The 17,513-nt window shown below is 47.1% G+C and carries 12 protein-coding genes and 1 other annotated feature; of the genes, 4 read left to right on the plus strand and 8 right to left on the minus strand.

The features are described from left to right. Positions 1–15 precede the first annotated feature (15 nt). The 4 genes from AB4Z29_RS01430 to AB4Z29_RS01445 all read right to left on the minus strand — a co-directional run bounded on the left by AB4Z29_RS01430 (position 16) and on the right by AB4Z29_RS01445 (position 7,670). Positions 16–1,719 (minus strand): ABC transporter substrate-binding protein, encoded by a 1,704-nt coding sequence (locus AB4Z29_RS01430; protein WP_441941379.1) that lies wholly within the window; start codon positions 1,717–1,719, stop codon positions 16–18. Positions 1,720–1,858: 139 nt separating this feature from the next. Next, positions 1,859–3,628, minus strand: coding sequence for a sensor histidine kinase (locus tag AB4Z29_RS01435; RefSeq protein ID WP_441941380.1), 1,770 nt, complete (start codon positions 3,626–3,628; stop codon positions 1,859–1,861). A 48-nt stretch (positions 3,629–3,676) separates the two neighbouring features. Beyond that, positions 3,677–5,257 (minus strand): response regulator, encoded by a 1,581-nt coding sequence (locus AB4Z29_RS01440; RefSeq protein WP_441941381.1) that lies wholly within the window; start codon positions 5,255–5,257, stop codon positions 3,677–3,679. A gap of 439 nt (positions 5,258–5,696) precedes the next feature. Further along, entirely contained in the window at positions 5,697–7,670 is a 1,974-nt protein-coding gene (locus tag AB4Z29_RS01445) for a glycoside hydrolase family 127 protein (RefSeq protein WP_441941580.1), read from the minus strand. Positions 7,671–7,807: 137 nt separating this feature from the next. Between AB4Z29_RS01445 and AB4Z29_RS01450 the strand changes: the two genes are divergently transcribed. From AB4Z29_RS01450 to AB4Z29_RS01460, 3 genes are all read left to right on the plus strand, one after another. Beyond that, positions 7,808–8,680 (plus strand): helix-turn-helix transcriptional regulator, encoded by an 873-nt coding sequence (locus tag AB4Z29_RS01450; protein ID WP_441941382.1) that lies wholly within the window; start codon positions 7,808–7,810, stop codon positions 8,678–8,680. A gap of 144 nt (positions 8,681–8,824) precedes the next feature. Further along, positions 8,825–9,087: a binding site (T-box leader), on the plus strand. Between the two features lie 141 nt (positions 9,088–9,228). Beyond that, positions 9,229–10,314 (plus strand): aspartate-semialdehyde dehydrogenase, encoded by a 1,086-nt coding sequence (gene asd / locus AB4Z29_RS01455; RefSeq protein ID WP_441941383.1) that lies wholly within the window; start codon positions 9,229–9,231, stop codon positions 10,312–10,314. Positions 10,315–10,463: 149 nt separating this feature from the next. Continuing rightward, positions 10,464–11,333 (plus strand): helix-turn-helix domain-containing protein, encoded by an 870-nt coding sequence (locus AB4Z29_RS01460; protein ID WP_441941384.1) that lies wholly within the window; start codon positions 10,464–10,466, stop codon positions 11,331–11,333. Between the two features lie 32 nt (positions 11,334–11,365). Here AB4Z29_RS01460 and AB4Z29_RS01465 read toward each other — a convergent pair whose 3' ends face one another. Continuing rightward, on the minus strand, positions 11,366–12,046 hold the full coding sequence (locus tag AB4Z29_RS01465; RefSeq protein WP_441941385.1) for a TetR/AcrR family transcriptional regulator: 681 nt from the start codon (positions 12,044–12,046) through the stop codon (positions 11,366–11,368). Positions 12,047–12,182: 136 nt separating this feature from the next. Here AB4Z29_RS01465 and AB4Z29_RS01470 point away from each other — a divergent pair, with 136 nt between their 5' ends. Beyond that, positions 12,183–13,535: an MATE family efflux transporter gene (locus tag AB4Z29_RS01470; RefSeq protein ID WP_441941386.1), complete on the plus strand. Its 1,353-nt coding sequence runs from the start codon at positions 12,183–12,185 to the stop codon at positions 13,533–13,535. Positions 13,536–13,605: 70 nt separating this feature from the next. On the opposite strand, the gene AB4Z29_RS01475 is transcribed toward AB4Z29_RS01470, so the two are convergent. The 3 genes from AB4Z29_RS01475 to thiO form a co-directional block, all read right to left on the minus strand. Continuing rightward, a complete protein-coding gene (locus AB4Z29_RS01475; protein ID WP_441941387.1) occupies positions 13,606–15,063 on the minus strand; it encodes an alpha-L-fucosidase in 1,458 nt (485 codons plus the stop codon). A gap of 261 nt (positions 15,064–15,324) precedes the next feature. Beyond that, a complete protein-coding gene (locus AB4Z29_RS01480; protein WP_441941388.1) occupies positions 15,325–16,353 on the minus strand; it encodes a dienelactone hydrolase family protein in 1,029 nt (342 codons plus the stop codon). 28 nt (positions 16,354–16,381) lie between these two features. Further along, positions 16,382–17,470, minus strand: a complete 1,089-nt coding sequence (thiO, locus tag AB4Z29_RS01485) for a glycine oxidase ThiO (RefSeq protein ID WP_441941581.1) — start codon at positions 17,468–17,470, stop codon at positions 16,382–16,384. Positions 17,471–17,513 lie beyond the last annotated feature (43 nt).

Genomic DNA, 17,513 nt, shown 5'->3' on the forward strand with positions numbered 1-17,513 from the left:
CTTCTAGTTTGCTATTTATTGTTTGGAAGCCTCGATGAGCTTCTTCACTTCGTCTGTCGTCCATTTCTCGTAGGCTGCGGTATCGAGCTTGCCGAACGCCTCCAAATATTCCGCCCAGATTTTATCAAAGTCGGCTGTCTTCGCAAGTACAAGCTTAGGGAAGTATTTTTTCGTAATTTCGTCTTTTTTCGTTTCCCATATTTGCTGCGCAGAGCCCTGCTCCTTCGGAATACCCCATGATGGATACCAAGGACGGTCATCCGGTGCAGCGAACATTTCGGAATAGGTTTTTACGCCATACTTGTCAAGAATCATTTTATCTGCGTCCGTGAGGCTCATTTGGAATACTTCCGGCTGCAAGCCAGGTGCTGCGGAGTTGCCGTCAGGCAGCGATGAACCGCCTCCATACAGCGGCCAGTTCCATGAATAGTATTTGAAGCCGAAGGATTCATTGAACGGCTCGTCAATTTTAGCAATTTGCTCAGCGGTACGGAACATGCGGCCTTTGTCGTCAACCTCGTAGGTCTCGCCTTTGATGCCCCATTTTTGCAAAATTTGGTTCTCGTCCGTTAGCAGATTATCGAGATATTGAATGATGCGAACCGGATCCTTCGCACTAACCGTAATGCCCATGCCGCGGTTTTTCACGAAGCCTGGAGGGTCCAAGTATTGGTCCTTCTGTCCGTCGAACGTTACCGGCAATGGGAAGTAAACGAAATCGTCCTGCGTCGGATCGGCTTTCGCTGCATCCTTAAGCGCATTCTGAGCATTGGCGAATTGCCAGCCGTAATCGAAGAAGCCCACAACCTTATGCGAAGTCAATTTCGCCAAATATTGATCAAAATTGTCTACGAAGGAAGCCTTATCGAACAGCCCTTGCGCGTTCAGCTCATTCAGCTTGGACAGCCAACGCTTCGTATTGTCATCCGCTGCGTAAGTTTTGGCATCGAATGTCGTCATGTCTACAATGACATTGCCATCATTCGGATAACCAGCTAGATGGTTCGGAGGATTGGAGGTAGCGAAAAAGCGCCAGTCATGCGTTAAGGAAACCATCCCTGTCAGTTCCTCGTCTTTATGCTTCTCTACGAAATTTTTAATTAAATCCACATAGGCATCCAGCGTCGTAATTTTCGGATACCCCGCTTCCTTCAGTACGCGGCGCTGTACCCAGAAGGCGCCTTGGTTGATATTCGGATCTGGAATGTACTCTCCGACTGTGTTGGAGAACGGCAGGAAGTAGATTTTACCGTCAGCAGCTCTCATTTGGTTGAAATACGGGCCATATACGCGTTTGATGTTCGGACCATATTTCTCGATTAGCTCATCGAGTGCAATGAAAGCACCTGCATCGAGAATCTTATCAATTGCCGCATCAGGGATCATCACATCGGGATAAGCATTCGACGCGATCATCGTTCCGATCTTTGTGTTCAAATCTCCGACCAAATGCTCAATTTTGAAGTTAACGCCTGTTTGATCCTCAAGCAGCTTTCCGATCTTTGTCTCGTTCGTGTTCGTATCCTTTGCCGCCGCAACTCCGTTGAAATAAGTAAAGGTCACTTTCTCAACAGGCTTCTCTGTCTCGCTGTTCACGGCCGTATTTGTGTCATTCGTGCTGTTTGATGGCTTTGCTTCCCCGCCATTCCCGTTATTCGAGCATGCTACAGTAAAAATCATGAAGGCAGCCAAACAAACAAATAATAATTTCTTTGTCACTTTTTCTAGCCCCTTTCCAATCTTTTGTTTTTTGTAAGCACTTTCATTATAAAAAAATTAAAAATCTTTGTTCACCCGCCAAACTATAGTTCATACTTTCAAAATCATATATCCTTTTGCGCCATCGAGTGCAGCATGTTTATTCAACGGGAACTTTAACCTGTATGAACGTCCCCTGTCCCGGGCTACTTTGAATGAGAATCTGAAACCGGTCACCGTAAATAAGCTTTAAGCGATAAATGACATTTTGAACGCCTATGCGCTCCCCAAGCTCCTCCTCGCTGTCCAAGTACCTATATAGCTTTTGCACTTTCCCTTCATCCATGCCTATCCCGTTATCCGTGATCGAGAAGATCAGTTCCTCATCCGCTCGTGCAACTTTCACTTGGATCAGCCCGCCATGCTTTAGCGGCTCAATGCCGTGGATACTAGCATTTTCTACAAACGGTAGAAACATCATTTTGGGTACCATGCAGCCTTTCGCGGAAGGGTCGATTTCGATTTCGTACACCATTCTATCCTCGAAACGGTATTTTTGAATTTCGAGGAAACAGATGATGAATTCGACTTCCTCGCTTACCATAACGCGGTCCTTTCCCCAGGTAAGGGAGGTTCGGAATATTTTGGCCATGTTATGAATGATCTTGGCGGTTTCCGCTTCGTCCTTTATTAGGCTCCGCATACGAATCGTCTCTAGCGCATTGAATAAGAAATGCGGATTAATTTGGCTTTGAAGCGCATTTAGCTGTGCCTTCCTTCGCTCGAGCTCTAGCGTCTTGGTCTGGATATCAGCTATATATACGTCATCAATCAAGCTCTTCACTTGTATCGTCATCCGGTTGAATTCGCTCGTTAATTGGCCAATTTCATCCCGGTATTCCCCTGCTTTAATCGTATCGAAATGCTGGTTTTTCACTTTTTTCATATGGCGCAATATTTGAATCAGCCGCATATTCAAGGATCGCGTGATCCATAAAATGATGGCCGTAGGGATGAAAATGTTCAAAAATGCCAGCACAATAACAAACTCTCTAGATTGCCGTACACTCTTCAGTACCTCCTCCTCGGAAATCGTACCGATGATGCGCCAATTTTCTAAGTAGCTGACATAGGAATAGTTCGCTTGGAAGGCGATCGCATCTGTCGGGAATTCCATAGCATCATAATTGACCGATTCCATGCGCCAGTCCACGGCAGGATCTGTCGTAAATTCAATTTGCCCTTTGTCATTCACGAGATAAATATTGCCCTGCAGGTTTTGGTTTTGAAAAATCTGCTCGATTGTGCTCGTTTTCAAATCGATTTTCAAATACTTTTTCCAGTTGTTTTTGGATTCAAAATAATTCATTTCACGAATGATGCTGAACGTATTGCGTACGGCATTGCCGTCGCTTTTCAAAAAATCCTCCTGCTGCGTGCGTATAAAGATCGGGTATGCGCTGTTTTTTTTCTGCAGCAGCTTGTACCAATCCGTTTGCTTCATTTCATCGGAAAGAAACCCAATTCCGCCAGAGTGCAGCATAGTCGGGTTTTCCACAAATATTTTAATGTTCTGAATGGACGTGTAGACGGGGGTATAGCTGTTCAGAATTCTGCGGAAATACGTATCGTAAGCCTCCACATAAGCCGCCGGCTCCTTATAATCCGTTTCCAAAATCTCGTTCAGATTGTAGTCGGTATAGAACACGGATGAGATCGTTACCGCATCCTCCACCTCTGAACGGAACTCGTTGTTGATTTGGTCAACTGCCCGAGAGATATCTTTCATTCGCTGGTTTTTCACGTTATTTGTCGTCACATTGTAGAAAATGACGTTCGTCAGCACGATCGGAAGAAAGACGGAAAATACGTAAACGATCAGCATCTTATTGCGCAACCGGACATGATTGAGATTGAAGTGCAGCTTCACATGGATACTCCCCTTTTTTCTGGACAAGCTTATGCATAGCGGACAGGCTCACTTTAGCTGATTGCGGTACTCCGTAGGCGTCATTTGCTCAATTTTCTCAAATTGGGTCACAAAATAATCCGCATTGCTGAATCCAACTTTTTCGGCAATTTCGTAAATTCGCATGGAGCATGATTGGCGCAGCAGCTTCTTCGCTTCGTTGACGCGCAATTGAAGCAGAAATTCATTGAAATAAACGCTGTATGTCTTCTTGAACAGCTGACCCAAATATACGGGATTGATATAAAACTTCGCAGCGATGCTCTTCAAGCTTATATTTTCCGAATAATGAAGCTCAATATAGCTTTTGATTTTCTGAATGCCGCCCTTCTGCTGCTCCCCGCGAAGCTCCGCGACATAGTGCTGGCTCTCTTCAATAAACGCTGCAAACAGCCGCCGGAGCTCGCCGAGCGAAAGATTGAGGTCATGCCAATTCAGTACCGGCTGCAGCGTAGACAAGGTAAGCTCGTCACCTTCCATGCTGCGGATTGTTTTCAGAATGCCTAATACGCATTGTTGAAGGTTCATCTTAATCGCCTCGGGCGCATAACGCTTTTCGCGAAAATCACGGAACCATTGCTCGACTGTCGCTTGTACGGAATCCTGCTTCTGCTCCTCGAATTGCTCCATGAACAAATGAAGCAGCGACGGCTCAAATCCGATGTATTGGAGCTGCTCCGAGCGGATTTGATCATAAACAACGATGCGCTTATCCTCGTTGATATATTTATAAAGCAGCGCCTCTTTGGCTGACTTATACGAATCTCGAAGATCAGATAACCGCGGAACAAACGTACCCGCATACAGAAATACCGTTTTCCCGTATTGAACGTCCAACATGGTTCTAAGCTTAGTCAAGAACCGCTCCAGGTCTCCTTGAAATGAATCCAGCAGTTGACTCGTCAGCAAGAAGCCAATTCGGTTGCGGTGCTCATGCATGCAGATAGGTTGAACGATGCCAGTTAGCCGGATTAGCTCTTCTCGCAGAATTTCATGGAAACGGGCACTGGAAACCATCTGACCCGCTTGCTTCCAGCTATGGTTGTCATTAAGCTCTGCGAATACATAAGTAAGGCGATCCTTCTTGCCGAGATTCAGACGGACCTCCCACTCATCCGTGGAGGCCGCATCCGCTTCTTCTAGAATAAGTGCTTTTATGAGCTCGCTCCCCTGCAGCCTTTCCTTTTTCAGCTGCTCTTCTTTTTCTTGCTTCAGCTTCCCGTTTAACGTTTGCAAAATAGCGGAAAACTCGATATCGTCTATCGGTTTGACTACAAAATCATGTACGCCGTAGCGCATCGCTTGCTGGGCATATTTAAAATCATTATAGCCGCTAATAATTATGAAAGAAGGCTTCAGCATCGTTTCTATCGAGACAAGTCTTATCAGCTCCAAGCCGTCAATGACCGGCATCCGAATATCGGTTATGACAAGCTCAGGCTGAATGCGCTTAATAAGCTCCAGCGCATCCTCTCCGTTGTCTGCCTCTCCAACGATTTGAAATCCGCATGCTTCCCAGTCGATAAGCTTCATTAAACCTTTTCGGGTAAAGGATTCATCATCAACCAAAATTGCACGATGCAAATGCATGTTATCCTTCCTCCTTGTTCTTCTGATCATCTGCCGCCGTATCGGCGTATGGCTTCAACCTATTGATTATATCCTGAATACAGACGATCCTGCTCGTCTCTCAGCTATTCAATTTTTGGAAAGCTCGATACTTAAATAGTAAATTTCTTAAATCAACCACACAATGTAAAAACTATAGTGTCAACCCTATAAACTAAAGAACTTATTCACGGGAAGCTTGTTCGTTTTCTATACCGGGACACAAAAAGAAACGGCTTCGCCGTCCTCTGCAAGAGGAGGTTATCCGTTTCCCGTAGAAATAGAAGAATACGTTATCGCGTGAAACCTATAAAGTCTTATATTTTGAAAAGGCGGTCGCTCCCCGCTATCCCGGGAACGACCGCCTATTTAAACCTTCAATTGTTTAAACTGCCATACAAAATAACATGTGCAGCAGATATTAGAAACGTTCCTTAACCCACACGGCCATTTCGCCCTTGCCGCGATTTGCCCACGCATAATAAGGAATAAAAGCAAGATTGGCAGGCTCTATGGCTGCTTCCGCATTCGTGCGGTATAGCTGCGTGCCCCATTGCTCGAATTGAAGCCTTGATCCTTCCGCTTTAATGACATGAATACCGCCGATTAAACTATCTTCATATGTGTCTTCAAGCTTCGCATCCTGCGGCAGCAGCAGCTGCTGCAATTGCGCTCCGTTGTCAGCCTCTTCTAAGCAATAGACGAGTGGCCCGCGCTGCAGCGCAACCTTGCCGGCGTTTTGCTTGACGAGCGGATGGCTTCTTACGCGAAGTATAGGCATATCGAGTACAAGCTCAAGCTGGTCGCCGGAAGTCCATACACGCTCAATCCTTGCGTAGCCGTCAACCACTTTGTCTGTAAGCGCATAGGCTTCGCCATTAACGACAACCGCTGCTTCCGAAGCCCAATCCGGAATGCGCAGCGCCAGCTCGAAGGCAGCAGGCTTCGCAAGCGAAATCTCGAACCGCGCTGTTCCTTCCCATGGAAGCGAAGAATGCTGGTTCAGCTTAATCTTTGTCCCGTCCAGCGAAAGCTCTACCTCGCCACCGATATAAAGATGGGAATAAATCGTATTGCCGCTCGTTGAATACATATATTCACCTAGCGATGCCAGCAGGCGAGCGATATTCGGCGGGCAGCATGCACAGCCGAACCACTCCTGGCGGACAGGCTTCACATGGTTGAAATTTTTGTTTTTACCCTCGCATACGTCCGGCGTAACCTCCAACGGATTTACATAGAAGAAATGCCTGCCGTCGCGGGACATGCCTGCAAGCACGGTATTAAACAGCGCTCGTTCCATGACATCGGCATAACGGCTGTTGGGTTCCAGCTGCAGCATCCTGTGAGCGAAGAAAATAAGACCTATTGAAGCGCAGGTTTCAGAATATACCGTATCATTGGGCAAATCATAATCGAACGAGAACGCCTCTCCGTGTGCCATCGAACCGATGCCGCCTGTAATATACATCTGCTTGGAAGCAATGTTATCCCATAGTCTGCGGCATGCGTCAATTAGCGACTCATCTCCAGTTTCTCTCGCAACATCCGCCATTCCAGCCAGCATATACACAACGCGTACGGCATGTCCGACCGCCGCCTCTTGCTCACGTACCGGAAGATGGGTTTGGAAATATTCCGGATCGATATGAATCTTATTGTTGTTCCAATGCGTCGATCTGCCCCGCGCGTCAGCCTCTGCCTCGAAAAAGCTCGGCTGCTGCCCGCGCTTATCGATGAAGTAGCTGCTTATATCCAAATATTTGCGATTGCCCGTCGTTTCATACAGCTTCACTAGTGCAAGCTCTACCTCTTGGTGACCGTCATAGCCTGCAATTTGCCCTGGACCGTCGCCGAATACTACAGCAATGTCGTCCGCGATTCGACATACGATATCAAGCAGATTCCGCTTCCCAGTGGCATTGTAATAAGCGACGCCCGCCTCGATCATATGGCCAGCCGAATACAGCTCATGGCATTCCGTTAGATTCTTCCACTTTTTGCCTGGCTCTTTTATCGTAAAGTAGGTATTGAGGTATCCGCTTGGCTGCTGGGCTTTGCCGATTATATCGATCATCTCGTCCGCGAGCTGCTCAAGTGCGTCATCCCGCTTCGTTACGAGCAAATAGGCAACGGCCTCAAGCCACTTGGCTACGTCCGTATCTTGGAATACAAAGCCGTAAAAGTCCCCTTTTTCCAAACCGGCAGCAATTTTGAAATTGCTTACCGCACCGCTTCGTTCTGCTCCTTCAATCCGGTCATTTATCGCATCCCATTGATAAGGCACGACGACATCTCTCACCAAATCAATATAATAATTCCAGAAGTGATCTGTAATTTGAACTTGTTTCAGTGAAACCGGCTTCGCTTGAACCTTGCCTAACGCTTGTCCCATCCGTATCGCACCTCTCCATGACTTCATATATTTCATACTGCTGATTTCTATTTTATGCGTTAGAATAGAACATAAATACAAACACAACTAACCTATTTCTTATAAAATATCACACAAGCAAGGAGGCTTGGCTTCGAATGCTTGACGTCAACGATCATATTTATTTCGCTGCGCCGCCGCTTCCCTACTATTTAGAGAGCGGCGTTACCGTCCATAAACGCGGTGATCAGCATCCCAATCGCAGACAGCTTGGCGTATTTGATTTGCTCGTTGTGGAGAGCGGCTGTTTGTTCATAGGCGAGGAAGACAGGCATTGGCAATTAACAGCTGGCCAGACGCTGCTGCTATTGCCGAATCGGCACCATTATTCCGTAAAGCCCTCCGAGGAAGAGACGGTCTTTTATTGGGTTCACTTTCTGCCTGTTGGCGAATGGCAGCAAACGGAGCTGGACCATGCCAGCATTAGCCATGACAACCATTACAACCGATTTCTAACCTCACCTTACTCGCTTCATATTCAGAAGGCTTGGACGCTTCCGTATCCCGAGCAAACCTACCGAATTATGCGCGCGCTGAACAATGCCAGTGAAGAGCGTCAATCACGGGCTTTCTGGACGCAGCAGCAATCGTTCGAGGAGCTCCTGCGGATGATGGATTTGCGTCAAAATGACAGCTATACAAGCCCGTCCGTTACCCTTGCCGAGAAAACAGAGGTTTATATCAAAAACAACTATCGTACGGAGATAACGAGTAAAATGTTGAGTGACGCCCTGAATTTCCATTACAACTACATCATGCGCTGCATGAAGCAGGTATACGGCATGACGCCGATCGACTACTTGTCCAAATACAGATTGGAGCAAGCTAAGCTTCTTCTATTGAAGACGGAATGGCCTGTGGCTGAAATCGCATCGTACGTCGGATTCGAGAACGCCCCCTACTTCTCGAACTGCTTCACCCGCCAAATTGGCATGCCCCCGACGAAGTTTCGCAAGCAATATACGAGTTGAGGCGCTTGGCGTGAAATCGGCAGCAGCGGAAGCGTCATAATTGGCATAATTAGGCTAAAACAAGGACTCAAATGTGTAAAGTTTTCTAATTTTTAAAAATAGTATTTACCTCGTGAAGGTTATCTGATAATATAATCGCAATATTCAAATGCGATGAAGAGATGAGTAAATAAACGAATTCTTCCACAGAGAGCTCCGTTAGCTGAAAAGGAGCATGGATTCCTTATTGAATAAAGACTCAGAGCAGCGCATCGGAACCCTGCCTATTGGGGGATGGTGCGACAGGAGCTCCTGTTACAGAGCTAAAGTATAAGCATTCCTAGCAATGTCGTACTTGAAGAGGCTAATATGGCGACCTATTAGCGAATTAAGGGTGGTACCACGAGTATACAAATCTCGTCCCTGAGACTGCATATAGTCTTGGGGGTGGGATTTTTTTTATTGGGACAAAGAAAATATCGCTTAAAGCCGGCAACGGGTACACCAAACTAAACTTTTTGAATAGTTATTTAGGGAAGATTATATAAAGCTGAAAGGAATGGAATATCATGACGCAAAAATTAAAGGTTGGTATTGTAGGAGGCACTGGCATGGTTGGCCAGCGTTTCATTGATTTGCTGGATCAGCATCCTTGGTTTCAAGTAACGGTGATTGCTGCAAGCGCCGGATCAGCAGGTAAAACGTATGAAGAATCCGTTCAAAGCAGATGGAAGCTGTCTACGCCTATGCCTGAAGCGGTAAAAAATATGGTCATTTTGGACGCTGCAAAAGTAGATGAGGTTGCCTCCCAGGTCGATTTTATCTTTTGCGCGGTCGATATGAAGAAGAATGAAATTCAAGCGCTGGAAGAAGCTTATGCCAAAACAGGTACGCCGGTCGTTTCCAACAATTCGGCTCATCGCTGGACACCTGATGTCCCGATGGTCATTCCTGAGATTAATGACGGTCACCTTGAAGTCATTGCCGCACAGAGAAAACGCCTTGGAACGTCAACTGGGTTTATTGCCGTTAAGCCTAACTGCTCCATTCAGAGCTATGTGCCTGCGCTTCATGCCTTGCTGGACTTCAAGCCAACAAACGTAGTCGCATCCACCTATCAGGCGATATCCGGAGCTGGCAAAAACTTTACCGATTGGCCTGAAATGCTGGATAACGTTATTCCTTATATTGGCGGCGAGGAAGAAAAAAGCGAGCAGGAGCCTTTGCGTATTTGGGGCAGCATAGTCAATAACGAAATCGTAAAAGCAAGCGCGCCATTAATTACGACGCAATGCATTCGCGTTCCTGTATTGGATGGACATTTGGCAACCGTGTTTGTATCGTTCGAGAACAAACCATCGAAGGATGAAATTCTGGAACGCTGGCTGCAATTCAAAGGACGTCCGCAGGAGCTTGGCCTGCCTAGTGCGCCGAAGCAATTTATCACCTACTTCGAAGAAGAGAACAGACCGCAGACAAGACTCGATCGTGATATCGAGCGCGGTATGGGTGTTTCGGCAGGCAGATTGCGCGAGGACAGCCTATTCGATTACAAATTTGTCGGACTGTCGCATAATACGCTGCGCGGCGCTGCAGGCGGTGCCGTTCTGATTGCTGAGCTGCTTAAAGCAGAAGGTTATATTCAGGCCAAATAGATCTTCAACTTTCATTCGCGAAACGAAACAAAAACAGCAAGCTGTTTATCCTGATTAGGATGGGCAGCTTGCTGTTTTTCAATTGGCGTGATGGTGTATGCATTTTGATATAATAGACTTATTCCAGCCCTGCTGTCCCGGAGGATACAATGAACCAACTATTCGAGCCTGTCCCATTCGCCGGCCAACCACTTTTGTTCGCGAGTAAATCGGATTCGGCCTCTCATTTTTCTGACTTTTACCACTGGTATCAGTGCTGTGAAATACTGTACATACATAAGGGCACTGGCAGCGTAATCGTAGACCAAAAAACCTATGAAATGCGCCAAGGGCTGCTTTTCTATTTCCAGCCTTACCAGCTCCATAAGGTATATGCCAGCGTTAGTGAGGAAACGCCTTATGTGCGCACCGTCATCCATTTCGAACCTCATTATTTTGAAGACAGCCTGCTTGCGTTTCCCCGGCATCGGAAGCATTACGAGCAGCTATGGAAAGAACGAATCCGCGAATCCGGAATGGATTTGCATGCAAGCGCAAACTTTATTGAGCATGTGATTTCCACATTTGCCAAATCGAAAGGACAAGAGAAAGGCTTTGACGAGGAGGATATGAATATGCTGATGCTTCAGCTTGTCCATGTGCTCATGAATAACTTAGAAAAGATAAAAGAACCAGCTCTGAAAGAGAAGAACTCCAGATCCTTTACTTATTCAGAGCAAATGATGCAGTGGATCGAAGAGCATTACTCGGAGGAGATTAGGCTTGATGACTTAGCAGAATCGCTTCATTTGTCCAAATATCATTTGTCTCGACTGTTTCAGCAGGAAACGGGAAGCAGCTTGTCCGATTATATTTTGGCAAGAAGAATTAAGCAAGCATGCCGCCTCTTGTACGGAACCGCCTACTCAGTGGAGCATATTTCCACTCTTGTTGGGTACCCGAACGCTTCGTATTTCATTCGGTTGTTCAAACGGGTAATGGGGACAACACCTTTGAAATATCGAAGCGCGGCACGATGACTCAATATAGCCGACCGTAGCGATCTTACATTCTACTTCTCCTGCTCCTTTATAACCTGCTCAATTCCAAGCAAAATCAGCTTCAATCCGAACTCAAATGCTCCGTCGGTCCCCATCAGCTCGAACAGACCGTTCGTGAACATCCTCCGGAACAGCCCCACATCCGTTTCGCTCATAGAATCCAGAAGGCGATTCATTTCCTCACCCGGAAGTGCTCCCTGGTCCTTAAGAATAGCAGAGACATTGCGCTCATGCTGATAATCGTCCAGAACGAAGTAGAAGACATAATTCACAAGCGTAGTAACCACTTGTATTTTCTGCTCTTGCTCAAGCGGCGTCGATTCAACGCAGAGCAGCATACGGTTAGTGAATCGTATGATGTCAGGTTCATGGGGCAATGTCATCATCATGAGCTGCGTGGAGCAGGGATATCGGCTGAGCACGCTCCTAACCGTTAATGCAAGCTCCGTTAACTGCTCCTTCCAATCCCCCTCGGAGTGGAACTCCTCCAGAATCACTTTCGATACCTGGTTGGCCAGACGCTGATAGAGATTCTGCTTGCTCTTGAAGTACCAGTACAAAGAGGGAGCCTGAATTCCTAGACGGTCGGCCAACCGTCTCATGCTGAATTTCTCGATGCCCTCCTCCCTTAGAAGCTCCCACGAAGCTTCCAAAATCTTATCCTCCGAAATTTGTGGCTGCTGCTTTTTCATCGCTAACCCTCTCTTATCTAACAGTGTAAGTTTATGCTTTACAGGTCCATAGGTTCATGATATCATCTAACACTGTAAGGTTCAAACTAACACCGTTAGATTGAAGCCGAAACAAATGAAGAAAGTGGTGACCCGCATGGATAGAGATAACCTCCATTACTTTGAGAAAGCACCTGTCGCAAAAGCCGTAGCTCACTTCGCTGTACCTATGATGCTAGGCACATCAATGAGTGTCATATATTCCATCTTGAATGCCTATTTCCTTGGTACACTCCACAATACTGCCATGTTAACCGCACTCGCATTAACCTTGCCGTTGTTCGCAATTATTATGGCGTTAGGCAACTTGATCGGCATGGGCAGCGGTACATTCATCTCCCGTTTACTGGGCGAGAAAAAATATGATGATGTCAAGCATGTATCTTCATTCGCCTTTTATAGTAGTTTAGTTCTCGGACTTGTCGTGATTGCCATCGGCATCCCTTTTATCGATCCAATCGTTCATGGCCTGGGGTCTACGCCTGAGTCCTTCGGATTCACGAAGGACTATGTCACCATTATGCTTATTGGTTCACCATTCGTCGTTCTGTTCTTCACGCTGGAGAATATCGTGCGCTCGGAAGGCGCAGCAATAACGTCGATGATCGGTATGATTCTAAGTGTGGTTGTAAATATTATTCTAGATACATTAGCTATCTTCGTGTTCCATTGGGATGTAATCGGCGTTGCGTCCGCTACGGTCATTTCTAACTTGGTAGCGAGTGCTTTCTACGCCTTCCATATGGGAAATAAGAGCCAATTCTTGACGGTCTCCGTAAAATGGTTCAAGGCTACCAAGGACATTTTGAGCAATGTATTCAAAATCGGAGTTCCCATCTTTATTATGAGTATCTTTTTGGGTGCAATGTCGCTCATTTTTAACCATTTTCTTATTGAATATGGGGATCAGGCCGTAGCGGCATATGGAATTTCATCACGTTTATTGCAATTTCCAGAGTTTATTCTGATGGGCTTATGCGAGGGAGTCGTGCCGTTGATTGCCTTCTCTTTTACAGCGAATAAATTACGCATGAAGCATACCATTGGATTCACGATAAAAGCAATTTTGGTACTAGCGGTCGTGTTCGGCGTTATCGTCTATCTGATTTCCGGACACTTAATTGGTTTATTTACGAATGATCCGCAATTAATCGAAATGGGCAGCTATATTCTACACGTGACGTTCTTATCCTTGTTCATTACAGGAATGACTTCGATGTTTACCGGGATCTTCCAAGCAACGGCACAAGGAACGGCTGCATTTATTATGTCAGTCATTCAAGGGATTACTTTGATTCCTGTGATGTATATCGCCAATCGCATGAATGGCTTCCACGGGGTTGTCTGGTCGATCGTCATTGCGGATGCCGTTGCGTTTCTTGTTGGTGCCATCATGTTATATGTTCTACGGACCAAATTACAACCGGATTTGGAGCATTTAGTACAATAGAAGTTATAGCATACGAATGCAGGCAGGATAAGGGCATTCCCCGATCCTGCCTTTCTTAATTACGTAGACCTCAATCAAGTGTCAAACGAATGACAACCGGAGCAGCGCTCTGAACCGTGTTTGTCTTCACGACCAGCGCTTCCTCCGTCCTCTCCCAGATCGGCTGCTCATCAAAGCCCATAAGGCTAACTTCCTCGATGATCCCTTGGAAATTATGGGATTTCTCCCGCAGCGACTTGATCTTAACGATCCCATCCTTAGGATACACAAGTGCAATTGCATAAAGACAGCTGCCTTTCACCGTAAACCGAATATCCTCGCTAGTGAAAGCCTTCGTCTTCCCGTCCGTGAATTGTCCTTCCTCTACTAAGGTCGGCCCTTCTCCGAAAGTACGCCAATAGGATGTGCCGTAAATCGCCTCGCCGTTAACCTTCAACCAATCGCCGATTTCAAGTAGAATCTGTTTATCTTCTTCTGGTATCGAACCATCCGCTTTAGGCCCGATATTAAGCAGCAAACTACCGTTTTTACTGACGATATCAACCAAATCGCGAATAATTTCGACCGACGTTTTATAATCATTGCCTGGCGTATAGCTCCAAGAATTTTTGGCTACAGCGGTATCCGTCTGCCAGAAATATGGCTTCAGCTCAGCGAATTGTCCTCTTTCTACATCAGGCACAGCTGTTCCGAAATGAAAAGCCTCATGCTTATAATTGATCGCTACCTCCATTCCCCACTCCATTGCTTTGTTGTAATAATAAGCTGCGAACTTCTTAAGATAAGGCTTAAAAGCTGCCGTATGAATCCACCAATCAAAATAAAAAACACTTGGCTTATACGCATCTACGAGCTCGCAGCATCTTATTAACCAGTCCTCTAAATACTCGCGAGTAGGCGGGGAGCCGTACAGATCCTGGTGGTCCGGTTCCGGCATCGACGGCCAATAGAAATCTCCACATTCGAGCGGCTCTTTTACGTCCGACTCAAACGCCTTGCCATGTGATAGAAAAAACCAATGCTCTGCCCGATGAGAGGATACACAGAACGTCATCTGGCGCTCCTCGAACGCCTCTTTCAGCTCTCTGAGAACGTCTCGCTGCGGTCCCATTTCATACGCATTGAAAGAAGAAACCTCGCTCTTATACATCTGGAACCCATCATGATGCTCCGCAACAGGCATGACGTATTTGGCGCCAGACCTCCGGAACAGCTCCGCCCACTCGGCAGCATCAAACCGCTCCGCTTTAAACATTGGAATAAAATCTTTATAGCCAAAATCCTTGTGCTGTCCGTAGGTTTCGATATGATACTTGTATTCATCCGAGCCTTGGATATACATATTTCTTGGATACCACTCGCTCTTGAATTCTGGAACCGAATACACGCCCCAGTGGATAAAAATGCCGAACTTCGCTCTTTTATACCATGCCGGCACCTCATACTCGCTTAACGACTGCCAATTATCCTTAAACTTGCCGTTCGCAATTACAGCTTCAATAGCTATTAAATAGGCATGCTTATCCATAGTCAACATTACCCCTTCGTCGTCATTTCTATACTTATTGTAGCGACGGCTCTCAACTAAACAAAGGTATAAAACGAGTATTATAGTGGATGAGAATAACTTTTTTAAGCGTTTAACCCGATTTAAAATAGATTCTTTATTCCTCTGCTCTTCGATTCTAATGACAACGATAAACGTTTTTTTGCATAAGAAAAATGCCTTTCTCCAAAGCGTGCCGTGAACAACGCGGCAGCCTACTAGGAAAAAAGCATTTCATTTAAGTTACACTTTGTTTGACAATGTTCGCTTTAGCCAATCGTAAGAAAGACGCCCACTTACCTCATGTACACCGGGGAATACGTCGATTTCAAGCTTATCTCCAGCTCCCTCAGCCTCATAAATCCCCTTAATGTCGGCTGCCGCCTTACGGAAGCCTGCCACTGGGAAAATGGGATCATGCTCGCCCGATTCAAGAAACAACGGACGCGGCGCGATAAGCCCGATAAGCTCTGGCAGCTCCGCATGAACGAGTAAGCCCGGCGTATAGTTGTCAATACAATGGTGAACTGCAAATATGCTGTCTTTAACCGTGTTCGTGAAACCCGTTAATACCGTCGCCTGAAGCCTTGATTCCAGAACGGATGCTGCAAAGCCGATCAGCCCACCGCCGGAGAAGCCCATTACTCCGATACGTTCCGCGTTAACCTCCGGTCTTGCAGCCAAATAATGGAACGCCTGCAGTGCTTCGGCGACACGAAGACCTGTAAGAGTCTTCCCAAGCATCATCAGCTGTGTAGACAATTTGTAGCAAGAGCTAGGCGTATCGGGATTCAGCGCAAGATCTGCTCGCAGCCGGCGTTCGCCGAAACCGATCACATCTGGAGCGATTACAACCATGCCCCTCTTAACAAGCTGTAACGCAAAATGCTGATGAATGCCCGGTTTTTCTTTGTCTATCGTGCCATCCTTAAGGAGTCCGACGATTTCTCGGCTGCCATAACCATGACCGTGTATGGCAAGCACGCCAGGCAGCGGCTCTAAAATCTGATCCGGAATGAGGATATAAGCAGCAAACGTCAGCTCCGGTGTGGCGGACAGCTCCACCCGCTCCCGCACATAGCCTTCGCATTGCACACGTTCGAGCAGCTTAGGAGCATGTCCAGGGTTAGACTCGAAACGACCAATCGCATCACGCAGCGCTGCTTTCAATCTTGGTCTGCGTTCATTTCGAAGCTCCCGCATTGACTTGAGCCGATGCTCGCTTACCGCTTCATTATATAGCTTCTCTAACAAAGAATCGCCAGACCACATTGGTCAAATCACCGCCTCGATTAGATGATCAGATGAACCTATTTGGCAGAAAAGCATCCTCGAATACCGAAAGCTGCTTGTCCGATATATAATTCGCCGCTAGAAGCGCTGTAGCCGGACTAAGCAAGATGCCGTTGCGATAATGCCCTACCGCGAGCACGACGCGTTCCGTTCCCGGTACCGGTCCAATTAACGGAAAGCCGTCCTGAGTTGCCGGACGCAGGCCTGCCCAGCTGTGAAACGGCGTTTGCTCCGCAAGGAACGGAAACAGCTGCTTATTCCAATTCAAGAGCCGGCTTATTCCTTTCTCCGTGACGGTCGTGTCGTAGCCCGCAACGTCCTCCGATGCGCCGCACACGAGCGTCCCGTTTCCTTTGCCCACCAAGTAGCCTTGATTGCAAAAAACCATATGCGAAACCGGTCTCGCCTCTGCCTCGTAGGCGCAAATTTGTCCGCGAATCGGATACACCGGGATATTCAGATGAAAGGTGTCCGTCAGATGCTGCGCCCAAGCGCCCGAGCATACGAGCAGCTGGTCGCCTTCAAAGAAACGTCCGTCTGCTGCGCGCACAATGATCTCGCTCTGCCATTCTACGATTTCAAGCTGCTCCAGCTCCTCATAAATTTGCACGCCTAGGCGCCGGCATGCCGCCTCAAGTGCACGCACATAATGTGGCGCATAGATATGGCTCTCCTCCGGCGTGTATAACGCAGCTCTCGCCTCACCCGTAAGCAGCGGCTCCATGCGATACAGCGCATCGCCTTCCACGATCATGCCGGTGGAGCCGTATTGCCGCTGCCAGAGCAGTCTGCCCTCAAGCGCCAGCAGATCAGCTTCGTGATAAGCGACGTACAGACTGCCCGACTCCGTATATTCAAAGGACTCACCGGAAATCTCCCTTACAGCCCGCTGCCACTCCGGATACAGCTGAAGGCTTTCTAGACACAGCCGAAAAAACGAATCTGGCCCCTCGACATTTTCCGAGTAAGGGGCAAGCATGCCTGCAGCCGCGCCGGAAGCTTGTCCGCCGCAGCGCTTCGTTTCTAGCACCATCGGTTGATGGCCGCGTCTTTGCAGCTCAAGGGCACATGACAAGCCGATGATGCCTCCGCCCATGACGATTACTTGTTGTTTCTTCAATTCCCCATCGCTCCCGTAA

The organism is Paenibacillus sp. 2TAB23 (assembly GCF_052115165.1).
GTDB lineage: Bacteria > Bacillota > Bacilli > Paenibacillales > Paenibacillaceae > Pristimantibacillus.